Annotated in this window: 16 protein-coding genes; 9 read left to right on the forward strand and 7 right to left on the reverse strand. The window is 70.8% G+C overall.

Annotation, left to right across the window (positions count from 1 at the left end; all coding sequences use genetic code 11):
- Nucleotides 1-89 precede the first annotated feature (89 nt).
- Genes DXT68_RS05785 through DXT68_RS05805 form a run of 5 tightly spaced genes read left to right on the forward strand, consistent with a single transcriptional unit; the run spans nucleotide 90 to nucleotide 3,368 of the window.
- A complete protein-coding gene (locus DXT68_RS05785) occupies nucleotides 90-845 on the forward strand; it encodes a general stress protein (protein ID WP_045255513.1) in 756 nt (251 codons plus the stop codon).
- The gene (locus tag DXT68_RS17320; RefSeq protein WP_082069057.1) at nucleotides 845-1,573 is read left to right on the forward strand and encodes a DUF4870 domain-containing protein; all 729 of its coding nucleotides are present in this window, start codon (nucleotides 845-847) and stop codon (nucleotides 1,571-1,573) included. Before DXT68_RS05785 ends, DXT68_RS17320 begins: the two co-directional genes overlap by 1 nt.
- Nucleotides 1,573-2,223 carry an alpha/beta hydrolase family protein gene (locus DXT68_RS05795; RefSeq protein ID WP_045255512.1) on the forward strand — a complete coding sequence of 217 codons (651 nt, stop codon included), beginning with the start codon at nucleotides 1,573-1,575 and terminating at the stop codon, nucleotides 2,221-2,223. Before DXT68_RS17320 ends, DXT68_RS05795 begins: the two co-directional genes overlap by 1 nt.
- A 12-nt stretch (nucleotides 2,224-2,235) precedes the next feature.
- Nucleotides 2,236-2,973: a metallophosphoesterase family protein gene (locus DXT68_RS05800; protein WP_045255511.1), complete on the forward strand. Its 738-nt coding sequence runs from the start codon at nucleotides 2,236-2,238 to the stop codon at nucleotides 2,971-2,973.
- Nucleotides 2,970-3,368: a VOC family protein gene (locus tag DXT68_RS05805; protein ID WP_045255510.1), complete on the forward strand. Its 399-nt coding sequence runs from the start codon at nucleotides 2,970-2,972 to the stop codon at nucleotides 3,366-3,368. The genes DXT68_RS05800 and DXT68_RS05805 overlap by 4 nt, the downstream gene beginning before the upstream one ends.
- Here the strand turns inward: DXT68_RS05805 and DXT68_RS05810 are convergent.
- From DXT68_RS05810 to DXT68_RS05820, 3 genes are read right to left on the reverse strand one after another with little or no spacing between them, the layout of a single operon-like run.
- Nucleotides 3,360-4,250, reverse strand: coding sequence for an aminoglycoside phosphotransferase family protein (locus tag DXT68_RS05810; protein ID WP_045255509.1), 891 nt, complete (start codon nucleotides 4,248-4,250; stop codon nucleotides 3,360-3,362). The two genes, DXT68_RS05805 and DXT68_RS05810, sit on opposite strands and share 9 nt — an antisense overlap.
- A 7-nt stretch (nucleotides 4,251-4,257) precedes the next feature.
- On the reverse strand, nucleotides 4,258-5,679 hold the full coding sequence (locus tag DXT68_RS05815) for an aminopeptidase P family protein (RefSeq protein ID WP_045255508.1): 1,422 nt from the start codon (nucleotides 5,677-5,679) through the stop codon (nucleotides 4,258-4,260).
- A 37-nt stretch (nucleotides 5,680-5,716) separates the two neighbouring features.
- Nucleotides 5,717-6,745, reverse strand: coding sequence for an endonuclease/exonuclease/phosphatase family protein (locus DXT68_RS05820; protein WP_045255507.1), 1,029 nt, complete (start codon nucleotides 6,743-6,745; stop codon nucleotides 5,717-5,719).
- An 88-nt stretch (nucleotides 6,746-6,833) separates the two neighbouring features.
- Here DXT68_RS05820 and DXT68_RS05825 point away from each other — a divergent pair, with 88 nt between their 5' ends.
- The gene (locus tag DXT68_RS05825; RefSeq protein ID WP_045255506.1) at nucleotides 6,834-7,709 is read left to right on the forward strand and encodes a PHP domain-containing protein; all 876 of its coding nucleotides are present in this window, start codon (nucleotides 6,834-6,836) and stop codon (nucleotides 7,707-7,709) included.
- A 90-nt stretch (nucleotides 7,710-7,799) separates the two neighbouring features.
- Here the strand turns inward: DXT68_RS05825 and DXT68_RS05830 are convergent, their stop codons facing one another.
- Nucleotides 7,800-9,323 (reverse strand): DEAD/DEAH box helicase, encoded by a 1,524-nt coding sequence (locus DXT68_RS05830; protein WP_045255505.1) that lies wholly within the window; start codon nucleotides 9,321-9,323, stop codon nucleotides 7,800-7,802.
- A gap of 167 nt (nucleotides 9,324-9,490) precedes the next feature.
- Between DXT68_RS05830 and DXT68_RS05835 the strand changes: the two genes are divergently transcribed.
- Nucleotides 9,491-10,204, forward strand: a complete 714-nt coding sequence (locus DXT68_RS05835; protein ID WP_045255504.1) for a ferritin-like fold-containing protein — start codon at nucleotides 9,491-9,493, stop codon at nucleotides 10,202-10,204.
- A gap of 79 nt (nucleotides 10,205-10,283) precedes the next feature.
- Here the strand turns inward: DXT68_RS05835 and DXT68_RS05840 are convergent, their stop codons facing one another.
- Nucleotides 10,284-10,571, reverse strand: coding sequence for a hypothetical protein (locus tag DXT68_RS05840; protein ID WP_045255503.1), 288 nt, complete (start codon nucleotides 10,569-10,571; stop codon nucleotides 10,284-10,286).
- 7 nt (nucleotides 10,572-10,578) lie between these two features.
- On the reverse strand, nucleotides 10,579-10,803 hold the full coding sequence (locus DXT68_RS05845; RefSeq protein WP_045255502.1) for a DUF3107 domain-containing protein: 225 nt from the start codon (nucleotides 10,801-10,803) through the stop codon (nucleotides 10,579-10,581).
- A 185-nt stretch (nucleotides 10,804-10,988) separates the two neighbouring features.
- Between DXT68_RS05845 and DXT68_RS05850 the strand changes: the two genes are divergently transcribed.
- The gene (locus DXT68_RS05850) at nucleotides 10,989-14,204 is read left to right on the forward strand and encodes an ATP-dependent helicase (protein WP_045255501.1); all 3,216 of its coding nucleotides are present in this window, start codon (nucleotides 10,989-10,991) and stop codon (nucleotides 14,202-14,204) included.
- Nucleotides 14,201-17,713 (forward strand): ATP-dependent helicase, encoded by a 3,513-nt coding sequence (locus tag DXT68_RS05855; RefSeq protein WP_052677867.1) that lies wholly within the window; start codon nucleotides 14,201-14,203, stop codon nucleotides 17,711-17,713. The genes DXT68_RS05850 and DXT68_RS05855 overlap by 4 nt, the downstream gene beginning before the upstream one ends.
- Here the strand turns inward: DXT68_RS05855 and DXT68_RS05860 are convergent.
- Nucleotides 17,659-18,972, reverse strand: coding sequence for a phosphotransferase (locus tag DXT68_RS05860; protein ID WP_052677850.1), 1,314 nt, complete (start codon nucleotides 18,970-18,972; stop codon nucleotides 17,659-17,661). The genes DXT68_RS05855 and DXT68_RS05860 overlap by 55 nt on opposite strands.
- Nucleotides 18,973-19,033: the final 61 nt, after the last annotated feature.

Below are 19,033 nucleotides of genomic sequence, written 5' to 3' on the forward strand. Positions count from 1 at the left end.
CCTGGGCGGATGCCGGTGCCGACGCGTCGCGGTCGCCGCCGACCGTGCGGACCAGGTCCGGCACATGGCGGTCATGGGAGAATGGCGTCATGAGCATGCTGAACCGTCCAGCTGACAGCCGCGACGAGGGCGAGATCGTCGCATCCACCCGCGATTACGAGAGCGCCCAGAAGACGGTGTCCACACTGATCGCCCAAGAGGTGCCCGCGCGCGACATCGCGATCATCGGGCAGAGCGTGCGCACGGTGGAGCGGATCACCGGACGGCTCGGATACGCCGCGGCGGCGCGGTCGGGTGCCGTCAACGGCATCCTCATCGGCCTGTTCCTCTCGGCGATCCTCGTGATCGGCAACCCCGAGGTGCCGATGCAGCTCTTCGTCGGCTTCGTGTTCATCGGCGTCGCGCTCGGCATGCTGCTGAGCCTCGTCACCTACGCGATCGTCCGTCGCCGCCGCGACTTCGCCAGCGTCACGCAGTTCGCCGCCGATCACTACGAGGTGCGCGTGCAGGCGACGTCGCTCGCCAAGGCGCGCCTGGCGCTGGGAGCACCGACGCCCACGGCCGTGCGTGCGCCGGTGGATCTGAGCGAGCCGCCCCGGTACGGAGAGCGGATCACCCCCGGTGCCTCCGCGCCCACCCCGCCGTCCGCGCCCGAGCAGCCCGCGCCCGGCACCGAGGCGACTCCGCCGCTGGGCGGGCCGCAGGAAGCCCCTGAGGAGCCGAGCATCCCTCCGCGACCCGCCGATCCCGCGCCTTCCGCCGATCCCGCGCCTCCTGCCGACGGCACCGGTGCCGCGGACCCCTCGGCACCCGGCGTCCCGCCGCGCTCCGCGGAGACCGCCTGATGGCTGAAGGGCAGAGCGACGTGCCGCCGCAGCAACCGGGCCATTCGTCGCCGCCGCCCCCTCCGGGATACGTCCCGCCGCAGGCCCCCGGATACGCATCGTCGCCACCACCGACTCCCGGGTACTCGCCACCACCGGCTCCTGGATACGCGTCGCCGCAGGCTCCCGGCTACGCCCCACCGGCCGCACAGGGCTACGCCCCACCGGCCGCACACGGCTACGCCCCACCGGCCGCACAGGGCTACGCCCCACCGGCCGCACACGGCTACGCGCCACCGGCGGCACAGGGCTACCCCGTGGGCGGATACGCGGCGGGTGCGTACCCCGCAGCTGTCCCACCGCGCGGTCTCCTCCCGTGGGCGCTCGGTCTGCTGATCCTGATCCCGTTCCCCTTCGTGGGCGGGATCGCCTCGGGCATCGCGATGGCGGTGAGCGGGGGAGCCTCGCGCCGATTCGGCGGCCCGGCACGGGAGAACGCCAGGACTGCACTCAACTGGGGGCTCACCTATCTGCTCGTCTCGACGGTGCTGCTGGTGTCGCACTTCGTGATCCTGTTCACCCTGACGGCAGATTCCCCCGCCTCGGGCTTCTACCCGCTCGGGATCCCGATCACGCTGTACTTCGCCGTGTCGATCTTCCACCTCGCCCTCGTGATCATGGGTATGGTGCGGGCTTCGGGCGGAAAGATCATGCGCGTGCCGTTTGCGATCCCGTACCTGCGCGCCTGATGTCCACCGTCTCGGTCGATCTGCCCACGGGGACGACGACCGTCTCGGCCGACTGGGTGCCCGGGACGAACGGCTCGACTGTCGTCATCGCACACGGTGCGGGTGCGGGCAAGGACCACCCGTTCCTCCAGGGCTATGCGGACGCACTCGGCGCGCTCGGGTTCTCCACGCTGCGGTTCAATTTCCCCTACGTCGAGCAGGGGCGCCGGATGCCGGGACCGGCCACGCACGCGATCGCGACGTGGAGGGCCGTCGTGGCGTTCGCACGTGCGCAGGATCCGCAGGCGGCGGTGTGGGCCACGGGCAAGTCGTACGGCGGGCGCATGGCGTCGATGGCGGTCGCCGAGGGCCTCGTCGTCGACGGTCTCGCCTACCTCGGGTATCCGCTGCATGCGCCGGGAAAGCCGGAGAAGCCCCGGGCGGAGCACCTGGCGGCCATCGCCGTTCCGCAGCTGTTCGTCGAAGGGACGAATGATCCCTTCATCCAGCCCATCTCGCAGTTCGACGACGTCGTCGCGACGTGCCGGAACGCCAGGGTGGTGTGGATCGACGGCGGCGGCCACACCTTCGAGGTGAAGGGACGAAAGCTCCCGGCATCCGAGATCGGCGCGTCTCTCGCGCCGATCGTCGCGGAGTTCGCACGGCCCTGAGAGCATGGTGGGGTGAGTCTCGAACGAATCGCCCTGATCGCCGATGTGCATGGCAACCTGACCGCACTCGACACGGTGCTCGAAGACATCCGGCGGCGGGGGATCACCCGCATCGTCAACCTCGGCGACACGGCGGGCAAAGGACCGCGCGGGGAGGCTGCGGTGCAGCGCTGCCGTGCGGCCTGCGAGGTGAGCGTCCGCGGCAACTGGGACGACTTCCTCCCCTCGATCCCCGACGACGGGCCGGCCGAGATGCTCTGGTGGCGTGACGAGCTGTCGCCCTCCAGCAGGGCATGGCTCGGAGCGCTTCCGCTGAGTGTCGACATCGCGCTCAGCGGTCGGCGGATCCGCCTGTTCCACGCATCGGCGCAGAGCCCGCACGTCAGGGTGCACCATCGGCACACGCCCGAGCAGTTCTCGGCGATGTTCGAGGCGACGGAGATGACCGGCGACGGACCGCTGCCCGACGTCGTCGGCTATGCCGACATCCACGACGCCTACATCGAGACGAACGACGGACGCACGCTGTTCAACGTCGGCAGTGTCGGGAACCCGCTCGACACGCCCGTGTCGTCGTACGTGGTCCTCGAAGGAGGGGCGTCGGCCGACGACCCCTTCGCCGTGCAGTTCGTGCGGGTGCCGTACGACATCGAGGCCGAGATCGCCGTCGCCGAATCGCTCGACATGCCGACGACCGACGTATGGTCGATCGAGCTCCGCACGGCCGTGTTCCGCGGACGCCAGTCGTGAGAGGCCTGCATCACGTCGAGATCTGGGTGCCGAGCCTCGACGAGGCCGTCGAGAGCTGGAGCTGGCTGCTCGCACGACTGGGGTTCGCGCTCACCGGGGAGTGGCCGGACGGACGCACGTGGACGGCAGGGAGCGCCTATGTGACGGTCACGACCTCCCCGAACCTCTCGTCGGCAGCACACGATCGGCGTCGTGCGGGCGTGAACCACCTGGCGTTCTGGGGCGGTACGCGCATCGAGGTCGACGCCGTGCTCGCCGACGCGGAGGCCCACGGATGGCATCCGCTGTATCACGAGAGATACCCGCATGCCGGGGGACCGGACCACTACGCCGGGTGGGCGGAGAACGCTCAGGGTTTCAAAGTCGAGATCGTCGCCGACCCGCCGTCAGAGTGAGGTGAGCTCGGCGTCGGCGAGCAGCCGATGCATCGTGGAGAGTCCGAGAGCGCTCATGTCGGGATGCGAGTCCTCGTAGTACCAGACCAGTCCCATCGCCTGCTGCAGCGCCCAGGCCGCGCCGCGCAGCCATTCAGCCTCGCCTGAACCGAGGCGGTCGCGGAGGATCCGACGACGCGGGCCGTCGAACAGATGCCAGGCGCCGACGAGGTCGAGCGCAGCGTCAGCCGGTCCGAAGCCGCCGCCGTCCAGGACGCCGACCAGGTGATCATCCGACACCAGCAGGTTGAACGGCGTCAGGTCCCGGTGACTCATGACATCGGGGCCGGACGGGGGAACGACACGCAGTGCGCGCCACAGTCGCTGCACGCGAGCGGTGTCGAGCAGATGGCTGCTCCGGTCGATGCACAGCGCGATCCACTCGTCATGGTCGGTGAGGGCACCGCCGCGGCCCTGCCCGTCGAAGACACGTCCGCGCACGTCGGCCGTCCGCAGCGACGCGATCAGCTCGGCGAGGTCCATCGCCAGCGAATCGGATGCCTCCTGGTGATCGTGACTCGCGGTCTCTCCGGGCACCCAGGTCTGCACGGCCCAGGCGGACGGATACTCGGAGGTCGGCTCGCCGATGCCGACGGGCTGCGGTGCCGCGACGGTGCAGGTCTGCGCGAACTCGGACATCGCCTCGGCCTCTGCGGCCAGCGCCGTCTCCGTCGCGGGGAGCAGCGGGAACCGTGCCGCCAGATCATCGCCGATGCGGATGATCCGGTTCACGGTCCCGGAGGTGCGCACACGCCGGAGGGGGAGGAGGGCGAACTCGGGGAAACGTCCGACGATCAGCCGCGCGGCGTCGTCGTCGGTGAGCTCGAGCTCGCCCTCATGCATCCCGAGGTCAGCCCTGGACCCGAGCGATCCAGGCCTCGACCTCGTCGGCGGTGCGGGGGATGTCCGCCGAGAGGTTGACCGGACCGTCCTCGGTCATCAGGATGTCGTCTTCGATCCGCACGCCGATGCCGCGGTACTCGACCGGCACGGTGAGGTCATCGATCTGGAAGTACAGGCCGGGCTCGATCGTGAACACCATCCCCGGGGCCAGGATGCCGTCGTAGTACATCTCGCGCCGGGCCTGCGCGCAGTCGTGCACGTCGATGCCGAGGTGGTGCGACGTGCCATGGACCATGTATCGCCGGTGCTGCCCGCCGGCGTCGCCGTCGAGAGCCTCCTGCGCGGTGACGGGGAGCAGGCCCCACTCGGCGACGCGCTCGGCGATCACGCGCATCGCGGCCTCGTGCACCTCGCGGAAGCGCACGCCGACGCGTGCGGCGGCGAAGGCGGCGTCCGCCGCCTCGCGCACGGTCTCGTATACGCGACGCTGGACGTCGGTGAACGTGCCGGAGACCGGGAGGGTGCGCGTGATGTCGGCGGTGTAGAGGCTGTCGGCCTCGACGCCGGCATCCACGAGGATCAGGTCGCCGGGCACCACGGTGCCGTCGTTGCGCGTCCAGTGCAGGTAGCAGGCGTGCGGACCCGACGCGGCGATGGTGTCGTAGCCCTCGCCGTTCCCGTCCTCGCGGGCGCGGCGGTGGAAGACGCCCTCGACCACGCGCTCGCCGCGGGCGTGCGCGATCGCGGCGGGCAGAGAGCGGATGATGTCGTCGAACCCCTGGGCGGTGATGTCGACGGCGCGGCGCATCTCGGCGATCTCGAACTCGTCCTTGACCAGACGCAGCTCGGAGACGAAACGGGTGAGGTCGTCGTCCTCCTCCAGCACGAGTTCGCCGTCGACGCCGACATAGCGGTCGAGGTGCTCGGTGGCGATGTCGAGGTCGGCGGCGACGCCCGCGAGCGACGGACGGGGGCCGATCCAGAACTCGCCGACGGTCGCGTCCGCGTAGAACTCGGTCGTCGTGCGGTCGGCGCGCTCGCGGAAGTAGAGGGTGACGTCATGCCCTCCGTCGGTCGGCTCGAACACCAGCACCGAGTCGGGCTCTGCGTCTGCCGCCCAGCCGGTGAGGTGCGCGAACGCGGAGTGCGCGCGGTACGGGTAGTCGGTGTCGTTGCTGCGCTGCTTGAGCGAGCCCGCGGGGATGACGAGACGTGCGCCGGGGAACGCGGCGGACACGGCGGCGCGACGCGTCGCGGCGAACGACGCCTGCGGGCGGGGAGCCGGGACCGACTCCGGGCGCTCGGCCCACCCGGTCGAGATCGTGTCGAGGAAGCCGCGGGGGAACGGCTGCTTGCGGTTCGTGGTCGTCGCTTCGACGGGGGTCTCTGTCGTGGGCTCTGCGATCGTGTCGCGGTCTGCGGTGCTCATCGCTCCAGTCTGTCACCTGCGCGGAGCGCGCGGCATCTCAGCCCGCGGGCTCGAGCTGCACCACGAGTCCCCGGTGGTCGCTTCCGGTGGCATCGTCGATCACCGCGGACCCGGTGGGCGTCCAGTTCTGCGACGCCATCACGTGGTCGATGGGGGTGCTCAGCAGCGCCGGAAGCGAGCTCGGCCAGGTTCCGCTGTAGCCGTTCCCGGTGCGCGAGGCGGCGTCCCGGCAGTACCCCATGTCGCCGCCGTCGACGCCGAGACCCGCCATGTGGTCGATCGTGGCGTTGAAATCGCCGGCGAGGATGAAGTCGCCCGTCGGGCACTGATCGGCGATCCACCGCAGATCGCTCTGCCACTGCGCCATGTCCTCCATGCGCGGTGCCACGGCATGCACTGCGACGATCGCCGGTCCTCCGGCGTTCGCGTCGACCGGCATCAGGACCACGCTGGGCACGGAGCCGGTGTTGTTCGAGCCGTCCTCCGACGACGGGATCACCGAGTACTCGCCGAGGTCGGGGGAGACGAGGACCGTGGTGTGCCACGACTTCGGCCCGTCGACGACATCCGGCTGGAACTGCACGTGGTGCACCCACATCGGATGGCCCTGGTCCCGCAGTGACACGGCGATCTGCTCGCCGACCTCCTCGGTGGTCTCGGGGAGGGCGACGATGTCGGCCCCGCGCTCGAGGATCTGCCCGGCGACCTCCTCGGCCGAGACCTCGTCGCCCGCGGTGTTCCAGGTGAGCACGCGGATGCTCGTGTCGGTCGCCGCCGGGAGCGTGTCGCCGCCGAATCCGCGCTGCAGCCCGATGAGCCCCGTGGCACCCGCGCCCAGCAGCGCGATGATCAGCACGGACGCCGCGAAGCCGCGCAGCGGCCGGGCGAAGAGGAGCAGCAGCGCGATGACCGCGGCCACGAGGAAGCCCGCCAGCACGACGCCCCGCGCCGCGACGACCTGCGCGAACGGATAGGTCTGCTCGAGGTGGAAGAACTGCGGCCACACCGCGATCGCCGTCGCGATCGCGAGCAGCACCGTGACGAGAATCCCCAGTAGTCGAAGCATCCGCTCCAGCCTAGAAGGCGTCGCTGTGAAGACCCTGCCGCGCGGAGCGCGGGACCCCGGGCGGCGCCGTCGTCGGTACGCTCGGAGGATGCCTCTCGCTCGTTCCGCCCGCTTCGCCGGTCCCGCCGACCTGCACATGCACTCCAACCACTCCGACGGCACGGAACCGCCGGCCGAGGTGGTGCGCCAGGCGCAGCGATTCGGAGTGCGGACGATGGCGCTGACCGACCACGATCGCACCACGGGGTGGGACGAGGCAGCCGCGGCGACGGCCGAGCTGGGCATGACGTTCATCCCCGGCATGGAGCTCTCCGCGAAGCACGAATGGCGCAGCGTACATGTGCTCGGCTACCTGTTCGATCCCCTCGATCCGGCGCTGCAGGCCGAGACCGATCGGATCCGCGACGACCGCATCGGGCGCGCGGAGCGCATCGTCCGCAGCATCGGGCGCGACTACGACCTCGACTGGGACGACGTCCTCGCCCAGACGACGCTCGATGCCACCGTCGGGCGCCCGCACATCGCCGATGCGCTCGTCGCCCGCGGGATCGTCAAGGACCGCACGGAGGCGTTCGACGGCATCCTGCATCCTCGCGAGGGGTACTACGAGCCGCATTACGCCCCCGATCCGCTGACCGCGGTGCGGCTGATCACGGACGCCGGGGGAGTCGCGATCATCGCGCACCCGGTCACCGTCGGACGCGACCGCATGATGCCGGTGTCGTTCCTCGAGACGCTGATCGCGGCGGGCTTGGGTGGATTCGAGATCGACCACCGTGAGAACACCGAAGCCGGCAAGAGGACGCTGCGCGCGGTCGTCGCCGCGCACGACCTGATCGTCACCGGCTCCAGCGACTACCACGGCACCGGCAAGCCGAACCTCCCGGGGGAGAACACGACGGCGGAGGTCATGGTGGAGCGGCTGATCGAGCGTGCCTCCGGGTCGTCGCCTCGGTATCCCTGACAGCACGACGGGTATCCCTGAGGGAAAGACAGAGGGGCGGATGCCGCATCCGCGACATCCGCCCCTCTCATCGATCAGTCGGGGTGGCGCTCAGGCGCCGACCACCGGAGCCGCTCCCGCGCCGCCCGAGCCGCCGCGACGGCGGCGGCGCCGGCGAGCCGGGGCCGGCTTTCCGTCGTGGTGCTCCTTGCCGGCGCCGTCGTGCGTTCCGGCGCCCTCGGCGCTGCGGTCGGCCGACGACTCGGACGCCGAATCGGCCGACGTCGAGGCCTCCGCGCCCTCCGCGAACGTGGAGCCGACCGGGTTCGCGCCGCCGCGGCGACGCCGACGACGGCGGGTCCCGCCTTCGTCGGTGCCCTCGGCGGCTGCGACGGCGGCGCGCTCGGGGCGCGGTGTCCGCTCGGTCTTCACCGACTGCGTCTTGGGTGCCGACACGAGGCGGCCCTTGGTGCCGGCCGGGATGTTCAGCTCCTCGAACAGGTGGGGGCTCGACGAGTAGGTCTCGACAGGCTCGGGCTGGCCGAACTCGAGGGCGCGGTTGATCAGCGCCCACTTGTGCAGGTCCTCCCAGTCGACGAAGGTCACCGCGATGCCGGTCTTGCCGGCGCGGCCGGTCCGACCGGCGCGGTGCAGGTACGTCTTGTCCTCGTCGGGGATCGTGTGGTTGATGACGTGGGTCACGTCGTCGACGTCGATACCGCGGGCCGCGACGTCGGTCGCGACGAGGACGTCGCGCTTTCCGGCCTTGAACGCGGCCATCGAGCGCTCGCGCTGGTCCTGACCCATGTCGCCGTGCACGCCGCCGACGTTGAAGCCGCGATCGCCGAGTTCGTCGACGAGGCGCTGCGCCGCGCGCTTCGTGCGGGTGAAGATCACGGTCTTGCCGCGACCCTCCGCCTGCAGGATGCGGGCGATGATCTCATCCTTGTCGAGCGAGTGCGCGCGGTAGACGAGGTGCTTGATGTTGGCCTGCGTGAGTCCCTCGTCGGGGTCGTTCGCGCGGATGTGGATCGGGTTCGTCATGAAACGGCGTGCGAGCGCCACGATCGGTCCGGGCATGGTCGCCGAGAACAGCTGGGTGTGACGCACCGCGGGGACCTTCTGGAAGATCTTCTCGATGTCGGCGAGGAAGCCGAGGTCGAGCATCTTGTCGGCCTCGTCGAGCACGACCTCGGTCGCGTTCGAGAGGTCGAGCAGGCGCTGACCCGCGAGGTCGATGAGACGACCGGGGGTGCCGACGACGATCTGTGCTCCGGCCTTGAGCTGGTCGATCTGGCCCTCGTAGGCCTTGCCGCCGTAGATCGCGACGACGCTGGTCGAGCGGTTGCTCGTCAGCAGGTCGATGTCTTCGTACACCTGCACAGCGAGCTCACGGGTCGGCACGACGATGAGCGCCTTGACCCCGTGCTCGGGGTTCAGCCCCAGTCGCTGGACGACCGGGATGCCGAAACCGAAGGTCTTGCCGGTTCCGGTCTTTGCCTGGCCGATGATGTCCTGGCCGGGAAGGCCGAGGGGGATGGTCTGCTCCTGGATCGGGAAGGCGTCGACGATGCCCTTGGCGGCGAGTGCGTCGACGATGTCCGGATCGATTCCGAGATCAGCGAAGGTAGTCAATGTTCAGATGCCTGTCCGGCGACCTGCGAGGATCGCCATGTTCACGGATCCACGCCGTCTCTTGTGCCACAGGCGCGGGGCCCCGCTCCGACGGCGGGGACAACGACAGCCTACCCGAGGGGGTCGCCCGGGCAGGAAGTGCGCGTCGTCCGAGTAATGTAAACCCCGTGGTGAACTGGTTCTGGAAGCGTAGGACGCCCCGACGCACGATGACGTTGCGCAGTCGCGGTGATCAGGGGGCGGCGACCCGCGTCGACTTCGCCGAACTCGCTCCCGAGCTGCCGCGGTTCCTCGGACAGGCCGCCTATCTGCAGCTCGGCTACTTCGAGACGCTCACCCGGCTGATCAGAGCGACCCCTGAACTGTCCGAGAAGGAGTCCCTCTCGCGGGCGGCGGGAGCCGCCCTGACCAAGCACCGGGCCATCGTCGAGCTCATCGCCGCGCGCGGCGACGACCCGACGCAGCTCATGCTGCCGTTCCGAGAGAACCTCGACGCGTTCCGACGCAAGACGATCGGCGCGCGGCCACGCGAGACGCTCCTGGCCGTCTACATCACGGCCGGAATGCTCGACGACTTCTATTTCGCACTCGCCTCGAGCTATGGCGAGACGGGGGAGCGTGTCGCCGAGATCCTCGGTGAGGACGACGCCAGGCACGAGATCGTCGCGATCATCCAGGAGACGATCGACGGAGACGGCGAATGGCGCTCGCTGCTGTCGATGTGGGCGCGCCGCCTGGTCGGCGACACGATCCTCGTCTGCCGTTCGGCTCTGCGTCAGCCCGAGCTGGCGGCGATGAGCGAGGACCGGGTCGAGCTGGTCTACACCGAGCTCATGGGCGCTCACGCCCGGCGGATGGACGCGATGGGACTCGCGTCCTGATCAGTTCGTGCCCGCCGTCGGCCGTGCCGGGGTGGGACTCGCGTCCTGATCGAGCGCGTCTGCCGTCGGCCGGGCCGGGTCAGATGCCGAGCGCTGCTCTGTTCGCGGCATCCGCTCGGGTGCGCGCCGCGACGATGGCGATCGTCAGCACCGCGGCGACCACGACCGCGCCGAGCACGCTCGCGAGCCACAGCCAGACGCTGTCCTCGCCGACCCCGAGCCACTGCAGTCCCGTATAGGCGACAGCAGACAGCGCCGTCGCGATCGCCGGCGTCAGCGCGACCCCGCGGAGCTCCCGCCCGCCGATCATGAAGTGGGCGGCGACGCCGAGTACGCACGCCCCGATGAGTGCGAGAAGGATGTACATCGCGGTGTCAGGCGAAGAAGCCGACGCGACGGGACTCCTCGGTGCCGAGCTCGATGTACGCGAGGTTCGCGGTCGGGACCAGGTACGAGTTGCCCTTGACGTCGGAGAAGCTCAGGTGGGCGGTGTTCTGCTCGAGAGCCGAGGAGACCTGGCTGCGGACCTCGTCCGCGCTCGAAGCGGTCTCGAAGCTCAGCTCGCGGCCGGTGTTGGTGATGCCGATGCGGATTTCCACGCGTACTCCTGTTTTCCAGTCGACGATGCTGCGGTCGAGTCGACCACAGAGGTCGACGACTGCGCCCAACTCTACCGGGCGCGGACCGGCGCGGATCCTCCGCGCCCCCGGTTTCGCCCTGAGCGCACAGGGTCGCCGGATCGCCGGAGCGGGCGATGTCCCCGGGCCCCAGTAGCGTGGAGGACATGACAGAGGACGCCGCGCAGAACGCCGTGATCGGCGCCGATGCGACGGCATCCGGAGTCGTCATCGGTGCGCCGGGCACGGGCAAGACCCATGCGCTCACAGAGCGCGTGGTGCGACTCCTCGACACGGTCGGCATGCGCCCTGAGCAGGTTCTCGTGCTCACGCCCAGCCGACAGGCGGCCACTGCGCTGCGCGATCGGATCGGTGTGCGCATCGGTCAGGCCACTCCGGGCCCGCTGGCGCGGTCGCTCGGTTCCTTCGCCTTCCAGATCGTGCGCGGAGCGATGGTGCGCGCCGGAGCGGAGCCGCCGGCGCTGCTCACCGGCGCCGATCAGGACAGGCTGATCTCGGAGCTGCTCGCGGGCGACACCGAAGACGAGCACATCGACTGGCCCGACGCCCTGAGCCCCTCCGTCCGGGCATCGAAGGGGTTCCGCTCGGAGCTGCGGGCGTTCATCGACGCCTGCGTCGAGCTCGGCACCGGTCCCGCCGAACTCACGGCGACGGGTGACCCGGTGTGGACGGCGGCGGCCGACTTCCTCGTCGAGTACCGCGCGGTTCTCGACATGGCTCGTGCCTCCCACCGTGACGCGGCCGATCTGCTCGCCGAGGCCAGCGCGATCCTGCAGACCGCCGACGCTGCGGCTCTCGGACCGCTCGCCGATCTCGCCGTGGTGCTGATCGATGACGCTCAGGAGCTCACGCGCGGGGGCGTGGCCGTCGTGCAGGCGCTGCGGCGACGCGGCATCGCGGTGTTCGCCGTCGGCGACCCCGACATCTCCTCGGGGGCGTTCCGTGGCGCGAGCCCCGAGCTCTTCGCCGACCTCGCCGCGGAACTCGGCACGGTGCACGTGCTCGACCACGCGCACCGGCAGGAGCCCTCGCTCACTGCGCTCACGCGCACAGTCACCCAGGCGATCGGCGTCTCGGGACGCGTCGAACACCGACGCGCGCCGCTGCCGCCGGACGCCGCGGCGACCCCCGCGGTGGCGACATTCGTCGCGCCCTCTCCGTACGAGGAGCTCGACCGCATTGCGGGCGTCATGCGCGAATGGCACCTGAGCGACGACGTGCCCTGGGACCGGATGGCGGTGATCGCCCATGACACCCGACAGGTGAGCGAGCTCGAGGCCGAGCTCGCGGCGCGCGAGATCCCGACCAGGGCGGCGGGGGTGCAGCGTCCGCTCGGCAGCGAGTCGATCGTGCGCGACATCGTGGGGGTGGTCCGCCTGGCGCTCACGCCTCCCGACGAGCGCACCGCGCAGGACTGGGAGGAGGCACTGCGCACCCCGTTCGGCGGGATGGACGCGATCGGGCTCCGACGACTCCGCGCGCGCCTCCGGCATCTGGAGCTCGGACACGGCGGCTCGACCCCGGCGCGCGAACTCCTCGTGCAGGCGCTGACAGCCCCGGCGCACCTCGAGCTGATCGACGCCCAGGAGTCCCGCACTGCTGCCCGTTTCGCGCAGACCGTCGCCGAAGTGGCTGCGGGGGGCGCGGCGGGCGAGACGATCCACGACCTGCTCTGGCGGGTCTGGGACGCCGCGCGTGCGGTCGACGGGCGCAGGCTGCAGATCGCCTGGCGCGAGATGTCGCTGCAGGCGAGCGGTGCGGAGACCGCGCGCGCCCTCGACGCGCTCGTCGCCCTGTTCGGCGCCGCCAAGCGATTCGTCGAGCGCACCCCGAATGAGAGGGCGGAGGTCTTCGTTCGCGACGTCCTCGACAGCGAGGTCCCTGAGGACTCCCTCTCCAGCCCCGATCGGCCGGGCCGGGTGACACTGCTCACGCCCGCCACGGCGCTCGGCACCGAATACGACGCCGTCGTGGTCGCCGGGGTGCAGGACGGCGTCTGGCCGAACGTGCGCCTTCGGGGTGGACTGCTGCAGACCTGGCGCCTGGCAGATGCGATCGTCGCGGCGCGCAGTGGTGCGGCAGAGTCTGCGCCGGGTGCCCTCGACCGCCGTCGCACCGCGCTCCACGACGAGCTGCGACTCTTCGTGCGCGCCATCTCCCGCGCGCAGCGGCGGCTCCTCATCACCGCGGTCGACGACGACGATCTGACGCCCAGCCCCTTCTTCGCCTTCCTGCCGCCGCCGGAGCCCCCCGGGCGACACGCCTCGGCCGAGCATCCGCTCACCCTTCGCGGACTCGTCGCCCGTCACCGACGGGTGCTCACATCCTCCGCATCGGCCGCGGACCGACGCGAAGCCGCAGGCCAGCTCGCCGTGCTGGCGAGGGAGGGTGTTCCCGGAGCGGACCCGGCCGACTGGTACGGCATCGCGGAGCCGTCGACGATCAGCGCGCTGCGAGACCTCGCGAGCGAGGGAGCGCGCGTCTCCCCGTCGAGGATGGAGTCGTACGAGGAGTGCGGCCTGAACTGGGCGGTCTCGGCGCTGGGTGGAGACACGGTGATGCCCCCGACCGCGGGCATCGGCACGATCATCCACGAGGCCATGGAGAAGGCGCCCGACGGCGACCTCGAGCGGATGCGGGAGGTCGTGGCCGAGCACTGGCCGGAGCTCGACTTCGAGACCGCGTGGATCGGACGCAAGGAGCGCCGCCGGGCCGACGTCCTCGTCGATCGTCTGCACACCTACCTCGGCGACGTGCGCCGCGACGGAGGCCGGGAGCTCGCCAGCGAGGTGGAGTTCCGGTTCGCGGTCGACGTCGCCGGCGACACCGATGCCCCGCCGGGCGTGCACCCCGTGGGAGACGACGCCGCGAACCGCGCCGTCGTCCACGGCTACATCGACCGTGTCGAGCTGTATCCGCCAGGAGCGGGCGACCACCCTCATGCACGCGGTCAGAAGTGGCAGCCCATCGAGGGCGACGCGGGTCGCGAGCGGGTGGTGGTCGTCGATCTCAAGACCGGGAGAAGCGATCCCGAGTCCGACACCGCCGTGACCGAGCACGCCCAGCTCGCGGCCTATCAGATCGCCGTGCAGCAGGGACTCATCGAGGGCGCTCCCGCTGATGCGCTCGCCGGGGCACGCCTCGTGATCGTCTCGAAGACGCTCGCGAAGAGCGACTACCGCGTGGCCCACCAGCACACTCTGGGTGACGAGGCCAGAGAGGCGTTCCTGCGGCGCGTCGGCGAGGCGGCGAGGGGGATGTCGGCATCGAGCTTCACCGCGCAGGTCGAGTCGCACTGCGCCGACACGCAGCGACGGATCAACCCGTGCCGCATCCACACGGTGCCGGCGGTGAGCTCATGAGCCTCGGCGAGGCGCCGGTGGCCGCAGCCGCAGAGATCGGACGCTGGCCGGGCGAGCGAGGGATCTCTGCGACGGACATCGCGGCAGCGCTCGGGCAGCCGCCGCCCACTCCCGCACAGCAGCGCGTGATCGAGGCGCCGCCGATGCCCGCCCTCGTCGTCGCCGGCGCAGGCAGCGGCAAGACCGAGACGATGTCGGGCCGGGTCGTGTGGCTGGTCGCGAACGGCCACGTGCGCCGCGACGAGGTGCTCGGACTCACCTTCACACGCAAGGCCGCCGGCGAGCTGGCCGAGCGCATCGGCACACGGCTCGCCGTCATCGACGAGTACGGGCGACGGGGGCTGCTGCCGTTCCTGCCAGAGATCGTGTCGTCCGGCGCTCTCCGACGTGTCGACGACGCGGCGCCCGGAAGGCAACGCGAGCTGGTGCGTCTGCACGTGCTCGACGAACTCGCGGCACGCTACGGCACGGGCTGGGATCCGGCCACGCCGCGCGCCGCCGAAGAGCTGATGATCCGGCCGACGGTGTCGACCTACAACGCCTTCGCCGACGGCATCGTGCGGCAGCATGCCGCCCGAATCGGCCGCGACTCGGATGTCGCGATGCTCAGCCAGGCGGCATCCTGGATGCTCGCGCGCGAGGTCGTGCTCCGCTCCGACCTGCCCGAGCTGGAGGACATCGACTTCGCCCTCGGAACGGTGATCGACGCCGTGCAGCGACTGGCCGGTGATGTGCTCGACCACCGGGTCGACCTCGATCGCGCCGTCGCCCTGGCTCGCGAACAGGCCGAGCGGTTCGAGCCCTACCGCGGCAACGCCGACGTCGACAAGGCGGCGAGCAACCTGCAGGGACTGGGCACCCTCGCCCGTCTCGTGCGGGAGTACATCGCCGAGAAGGAGCGCCGAGGGGTGCTGGACTTCGCCGATCAGGTCGGTGGCGCCTATGACATCGTCGAGTCTGCGCCCGATGTCCGAGCCGCCCTGCGCGAGCAGCATCGAGTGGTGCTGCTCGACGAATACCAGGACACGTCCGTCATCCAGACGAGGTTCCTGGCCGAGCTGTTCCGCGACTCCGCGGTCATGGCGGTCGGCGACCCGCACCAGTCGATCTACGGCTGGCGAGGTGCGAGCGCCGACAACCTCTACGCGTTCTCCCGCACGTTCTCGAGCGCCTCGCAGAATGCGCAGACCTACAGTCTGATGACGAGCTGGCGCAACGACACCCGCATCCTCGACGTCGCGAACCGCGTGCTCGAGCCGCTGAGGCGTCCCGTTCTCGATGTGCCGCCGCTCGAACCTCGCCCTGGCGCGGGGGTCGGGGCCGTGGACGTGCGATTCCCCTTCACCGTCGATGACGAGGCGGAGCAGGTCGCGGACTGGTTCGCCGATCGCCGCGCCACGCATGCCGCGGCGTCGGATTCGCCGCACACCGGCGCCATCCTCTTCCGGTCGAAGCGACACATGCAGACGTTCGCGGCCGCCCTCGCGGCACGGGGCATACCGCACCGCATCCTCGGCCTCGGTGGTCTGCTGACCACGCCCGAGGTGGTCGACGTGGTGTCGACGCTGCGTGTCGTGCACGACCCGACCGCGGGATCGGCCCTGATCCGACTGCTCACGGGACCGCGGTTCGCGGTGGGAGTGGCCGACATGGCGGCGCTCTACGATCTCGGACGCACGCTCGCCGAGCGCGACACCGCGATGATGCCCCTGCCCGAAGAGGTGCGCGTGCGACTGCGCTCGTCCCGAGGGGCGGATGAAGCGGTGTCGATCATCGACGCGGTCGACATCGTCCGGGCCGTGCGCGACGACTACCGGCTGCTCGAGGGCATCAGCGCGGCGGGGCGATCACGCATCCGCGCCGCAGGAGAGATGCTCGAGCGACTCCGTCGCGCCAGCTCGCAGCCGCTTCCCGAGCTCATCCGTCTGATCGAACTCGAGCTGCGGCTCGACATCGAGCTCGCGGCGAACGAGACCCGCGGCCCCGCACGTGTCGCGGCCACGCAGCTGCGCGCGTTCTCCGACGAGGTGCGCGCATTCCTGTCCGCCGACGAACGAGGCACGATCGGCAGTCTGCTCGCCTGGCTCGACAAGGCCGAGAGCACCGATGAGCTGATGCCGCGCCCCGAACCTCCGGAGCCGGGAGTGGTGCAGCTGCTGACCATCCACGGCTCGAAGGGACTGGAGTGGGATTCGGTCGCTGTCGTGAGACTGGTGGCCGATGAGCTCCCCGGCCGCGTCTCGGACACGTCGGGATGGTTCGGATTCGGCGTCGTTCCGTTCGCGCTGCGCGGCGACCGCGATGCGCTGCCGCGTTTCGAATGGGACCCGGAGTCCGCCGTCGGCGACGAGACCGATCCGAAGAGGCGCAAGACGCTCGCCCAGTCATCGCTGTCGGGCGGGATATCCAAGGCCTGGCCCCAGGGCGGAGCGCTTCGCCGCTTCAAGAACGCCTACCGGGACTATCAGCAGCAGGAGGAGCGACGCCTCGCCTACGTCGCCGTGACGCGCGCCCGGACCGATCTGCTGCTGAGCGGCTCGCACTGGGCCGGGCAGAAGTCGCCGCGGGTGCCGAGCGCCTATCTCGTCGAGGCGATGGAGATCCTCGGCTTCGATCCGGTGCAGCCGGTCGACCCGGACGAGAACCCCTATGACGGGCCGGGGGCGACCCTGACCTGGCCGCTCGATCCGCTCGGGGCCCGTCGACAGGTCGTGGAGGCCGCGGCATCCGCGGTTCGGCTGGCCGCAGAGGGGGAGCCGCAGGCCTCGCCCGAACTGTCGAGGCTTCTGGCCGAACGGACCGCGCGCATGCGGGGCACCGACGCCCCGCCGCCCACCCGCGTTCCCGCGTCGCGTTTCAAGGACTACGTCACGGACTTCGGGGGCACGCTGTCATCGATCGTCCGCCCCATGCCCGAGAGGCCGTATCGGCAGACCCGACTGGGCACACTTTTCCATGCCTGGGTGGAACGTCGCAGCGAACTCGTCGGAGTGGGACGGCGGGTCGACGAGGCCCTCTGGGAGCTCGACGACGGTGACGATGCCCCTCTCGGGCAGGACATCGGAGGTGCGGTGGTCTCACCGGCCGATGCGGCCGATCTCGAGACGCTGCAGGAGATCTTCGAGCGCAGCGAATGGGCGGGTCGGCAACCTCTCGCCGTCGAGATCGAGATCGACTTCGCGCTCGGGGGAGGAGCGGCCTCGGGCGACGACGGCCACATCGTCATCTGCAAGCTCGACGCCGTGTACCGCAGGGAGGACCGCGGCGGTCGAATCGAGATCGTCGACTGGAAGACGGGCAAGGCTCCCCGCACGGCGCAGGAGAGGGAGGACCGGATGCTGCAGCTCGCGCTCTACCGGCTCGCCTACCACCGCCGTTTCGGGGTGCCGCTCGATGAGATCGATGTCGCTCTCTACTACGTCGCCGATGACCTGGTCATCCGCGGAGAACGGATCTACTCCGAGTCCGAGCTCTTCCAGCGCTGGAGCGCGGCGCGCGCCGCGCGCTGAGCTTCGTCCTCGGGCGACGACTCGTCCGACCCGTCACCGGTGTCGCCCGATGGGCGCACGACGGCGGGGGCGGCGTCACGTCGCTGCGTGTCATCGGGATGTCCCGGCTCCTGGTCCGGACGCTCGTCCACGCGCACGGACGAGAGGTCCTCGGTCGCGAGGCTTCCCACCTGCATGCGGCGCGCCGCTTCTGCCGCGGCATCGGACATGTCTCCGGTGGCGTCTTCGTCGTGCCACAGCTCGTTCGGGTTGTACGCATCGGTCTGCATCGACGTGTCGACGTCGGCGACGGATGCCGCGGCGGGCACCCGGTCGAGCGCGTCGAGGGCCGAGTCGACGCCGTCACGCCGCGATGCGATCACGCCGAGGTCGTCGTCGTGCAGCCCTTCGGCGAGTGACTCCAGGAGCGCAGCGGCATCATCGACGATGTCCTGCCGGCGCAGCGAGTCGCCGTGCACGAGCCAGCGGGCGAACTCCAGCTCGGCGTGCAGACGCGCACGGACCTCGAGTGCGGCGTCGGTACCGCGATCGGCGGCTCTGGCGTAGGCCGCGTGCACGTCGTCCGCCGCGTCGGGGGCCGCCGAGAGCCAGGAGAGGTCGATGGCGGGGTCGCCGACGGACAGCGAGTGCCACCCGATGAGGCCGGTGACCTCGGGGCCGAGATCCGGGTCGTCGCGGAAGAGGAAGGAGGTGGACTGGACGCCCCCGAGCACGACGGTCGACTCGTAGCGCCACAGGTCGTCGTCCGCGACGGCGTCGCGCCAGCGGATCGTCAGACGCGCCGGGACGCGACCGGTGGATGCGGCGGCGTCGACGAGGCGGATGAGCTCGTCGCGGCTCTCCTGCGCCGAGCGGGTGGTGAGCCCGGCTCCGCGCACGACCGACGTCGGCATGGTGTGCACGGCGGCGATCGCGGTTCCCATCGATTCGGCCGCGCCACGCCCCGCCGGGACCATCGCCGCCTCGATCTGGAATCCGGGCAGCAGCTCGGTCACGAGTGCGCGGGAGTCGCCGAGGCGGGTCTCGCCGATGTACTCGGGCGCCCGGAAGGGGAGCATCGCGCGGGCACCGGCCGTGAGCGCGCGCAGGGCGAGCGCCTCCGCGGCGAGTTCACGGGCCGTCTCGTCGTCGTCCGCGACGCGGATCGCGAGTTCGCGTCCGTCGGCGAGCGTGGCGACGGCGGAATCGAAGCGTCCGTCGCCGTCAGCGCTCAGCGCGCGGGCTCCGGTCACCTCCGCGCCCGGCAGTGCGGCAGTCACCGCCGCGGCTAGAGTGAAAGGAGAGCGTCGCATACCCCCAGGGTAGGTGGACGCAGGGGCG

This window comes from Microbacterium foliorum (genome assembly GCF_003367705.1).
Lineage (GTDB): Bacteria > Actinomycetota > Actinomycetes > Actinomycetales > Microbacteriaceae > Microbacterium > Microbacterium foliorum.

Bases quoted from the DNA above. Each gene is read 5' to 3' on its own strand.
- DXT68_RS05795 (WP_045255512.1), top strand. From the start codon at position 1,573: ATGTCCACCGTCTCGGTCGATCTGCCCACGGGGACGACGACCGTCTCG.
- DXT68_RS05850 (WP_045255501.1), top strand. From the start codon at position 10,989: ATGACAGAGGACGCCGCGCAGAACGCCGTGATCGGCGCCGATGCGACG.
- DXT68_RS05820 (WP_045255507.1), bottom strand. From the start codon at position 6,745: ATGCTTCGACTACTGGGGATTCTCGTCACGGTGCTGCTCGCGATCGCG.
- DXT68_RS05815 (WP_045255508.1), bottom strand. From the start codon at position 5,679: ATGAGCACCGCAGACCGCGACACGATCGCAGAGCCCACGACAGAGACC.
- DXT68_RS05825 (WP_045255506.1), top strand. From the start codon at position 6,834: ATGCCTCTCGCTCGTTCCGCCCGCTTCGCCGGTCCCGCCGACCTGCAC.
- DXT68_RS05810 (WP_045255509.1), bottom strand. From the start codon at position 4,250: ATGCATGAGGGCGAGCTCGAGCTCACCGACGACGACGCCGCGCGGCTG.
- DXT68_RS05855 (WP_052677867.1), top strand. From the start codon at position 14,201: ATGAGCCTCGGCGAGGCGCCGGTGGCCGCAGCCGCAGAGATCGGACGC.
- DXT68_RS17320 (WP_082069057.1), top strand. From the start codon at position 845: ATGGCTGAAGGGCAGAGCGACGTGCCGCCGCAGCAACCGGGCCATTCG.
- DXT68_RS05785 (WP_045255513.1), top strand. From the start codon at position 90: ATGAGCATGCTGAACCGTCCAGCTGACAGCCGCGACGAGGGCGAGATC.
- DXT68_RS05840 (WP_045255503.1), bottom strand. From the start codon at position 10,571: ATGTACATCCTTCTCGCACTCATCGGGGCGTGCGTACTCGGCGTCGCC.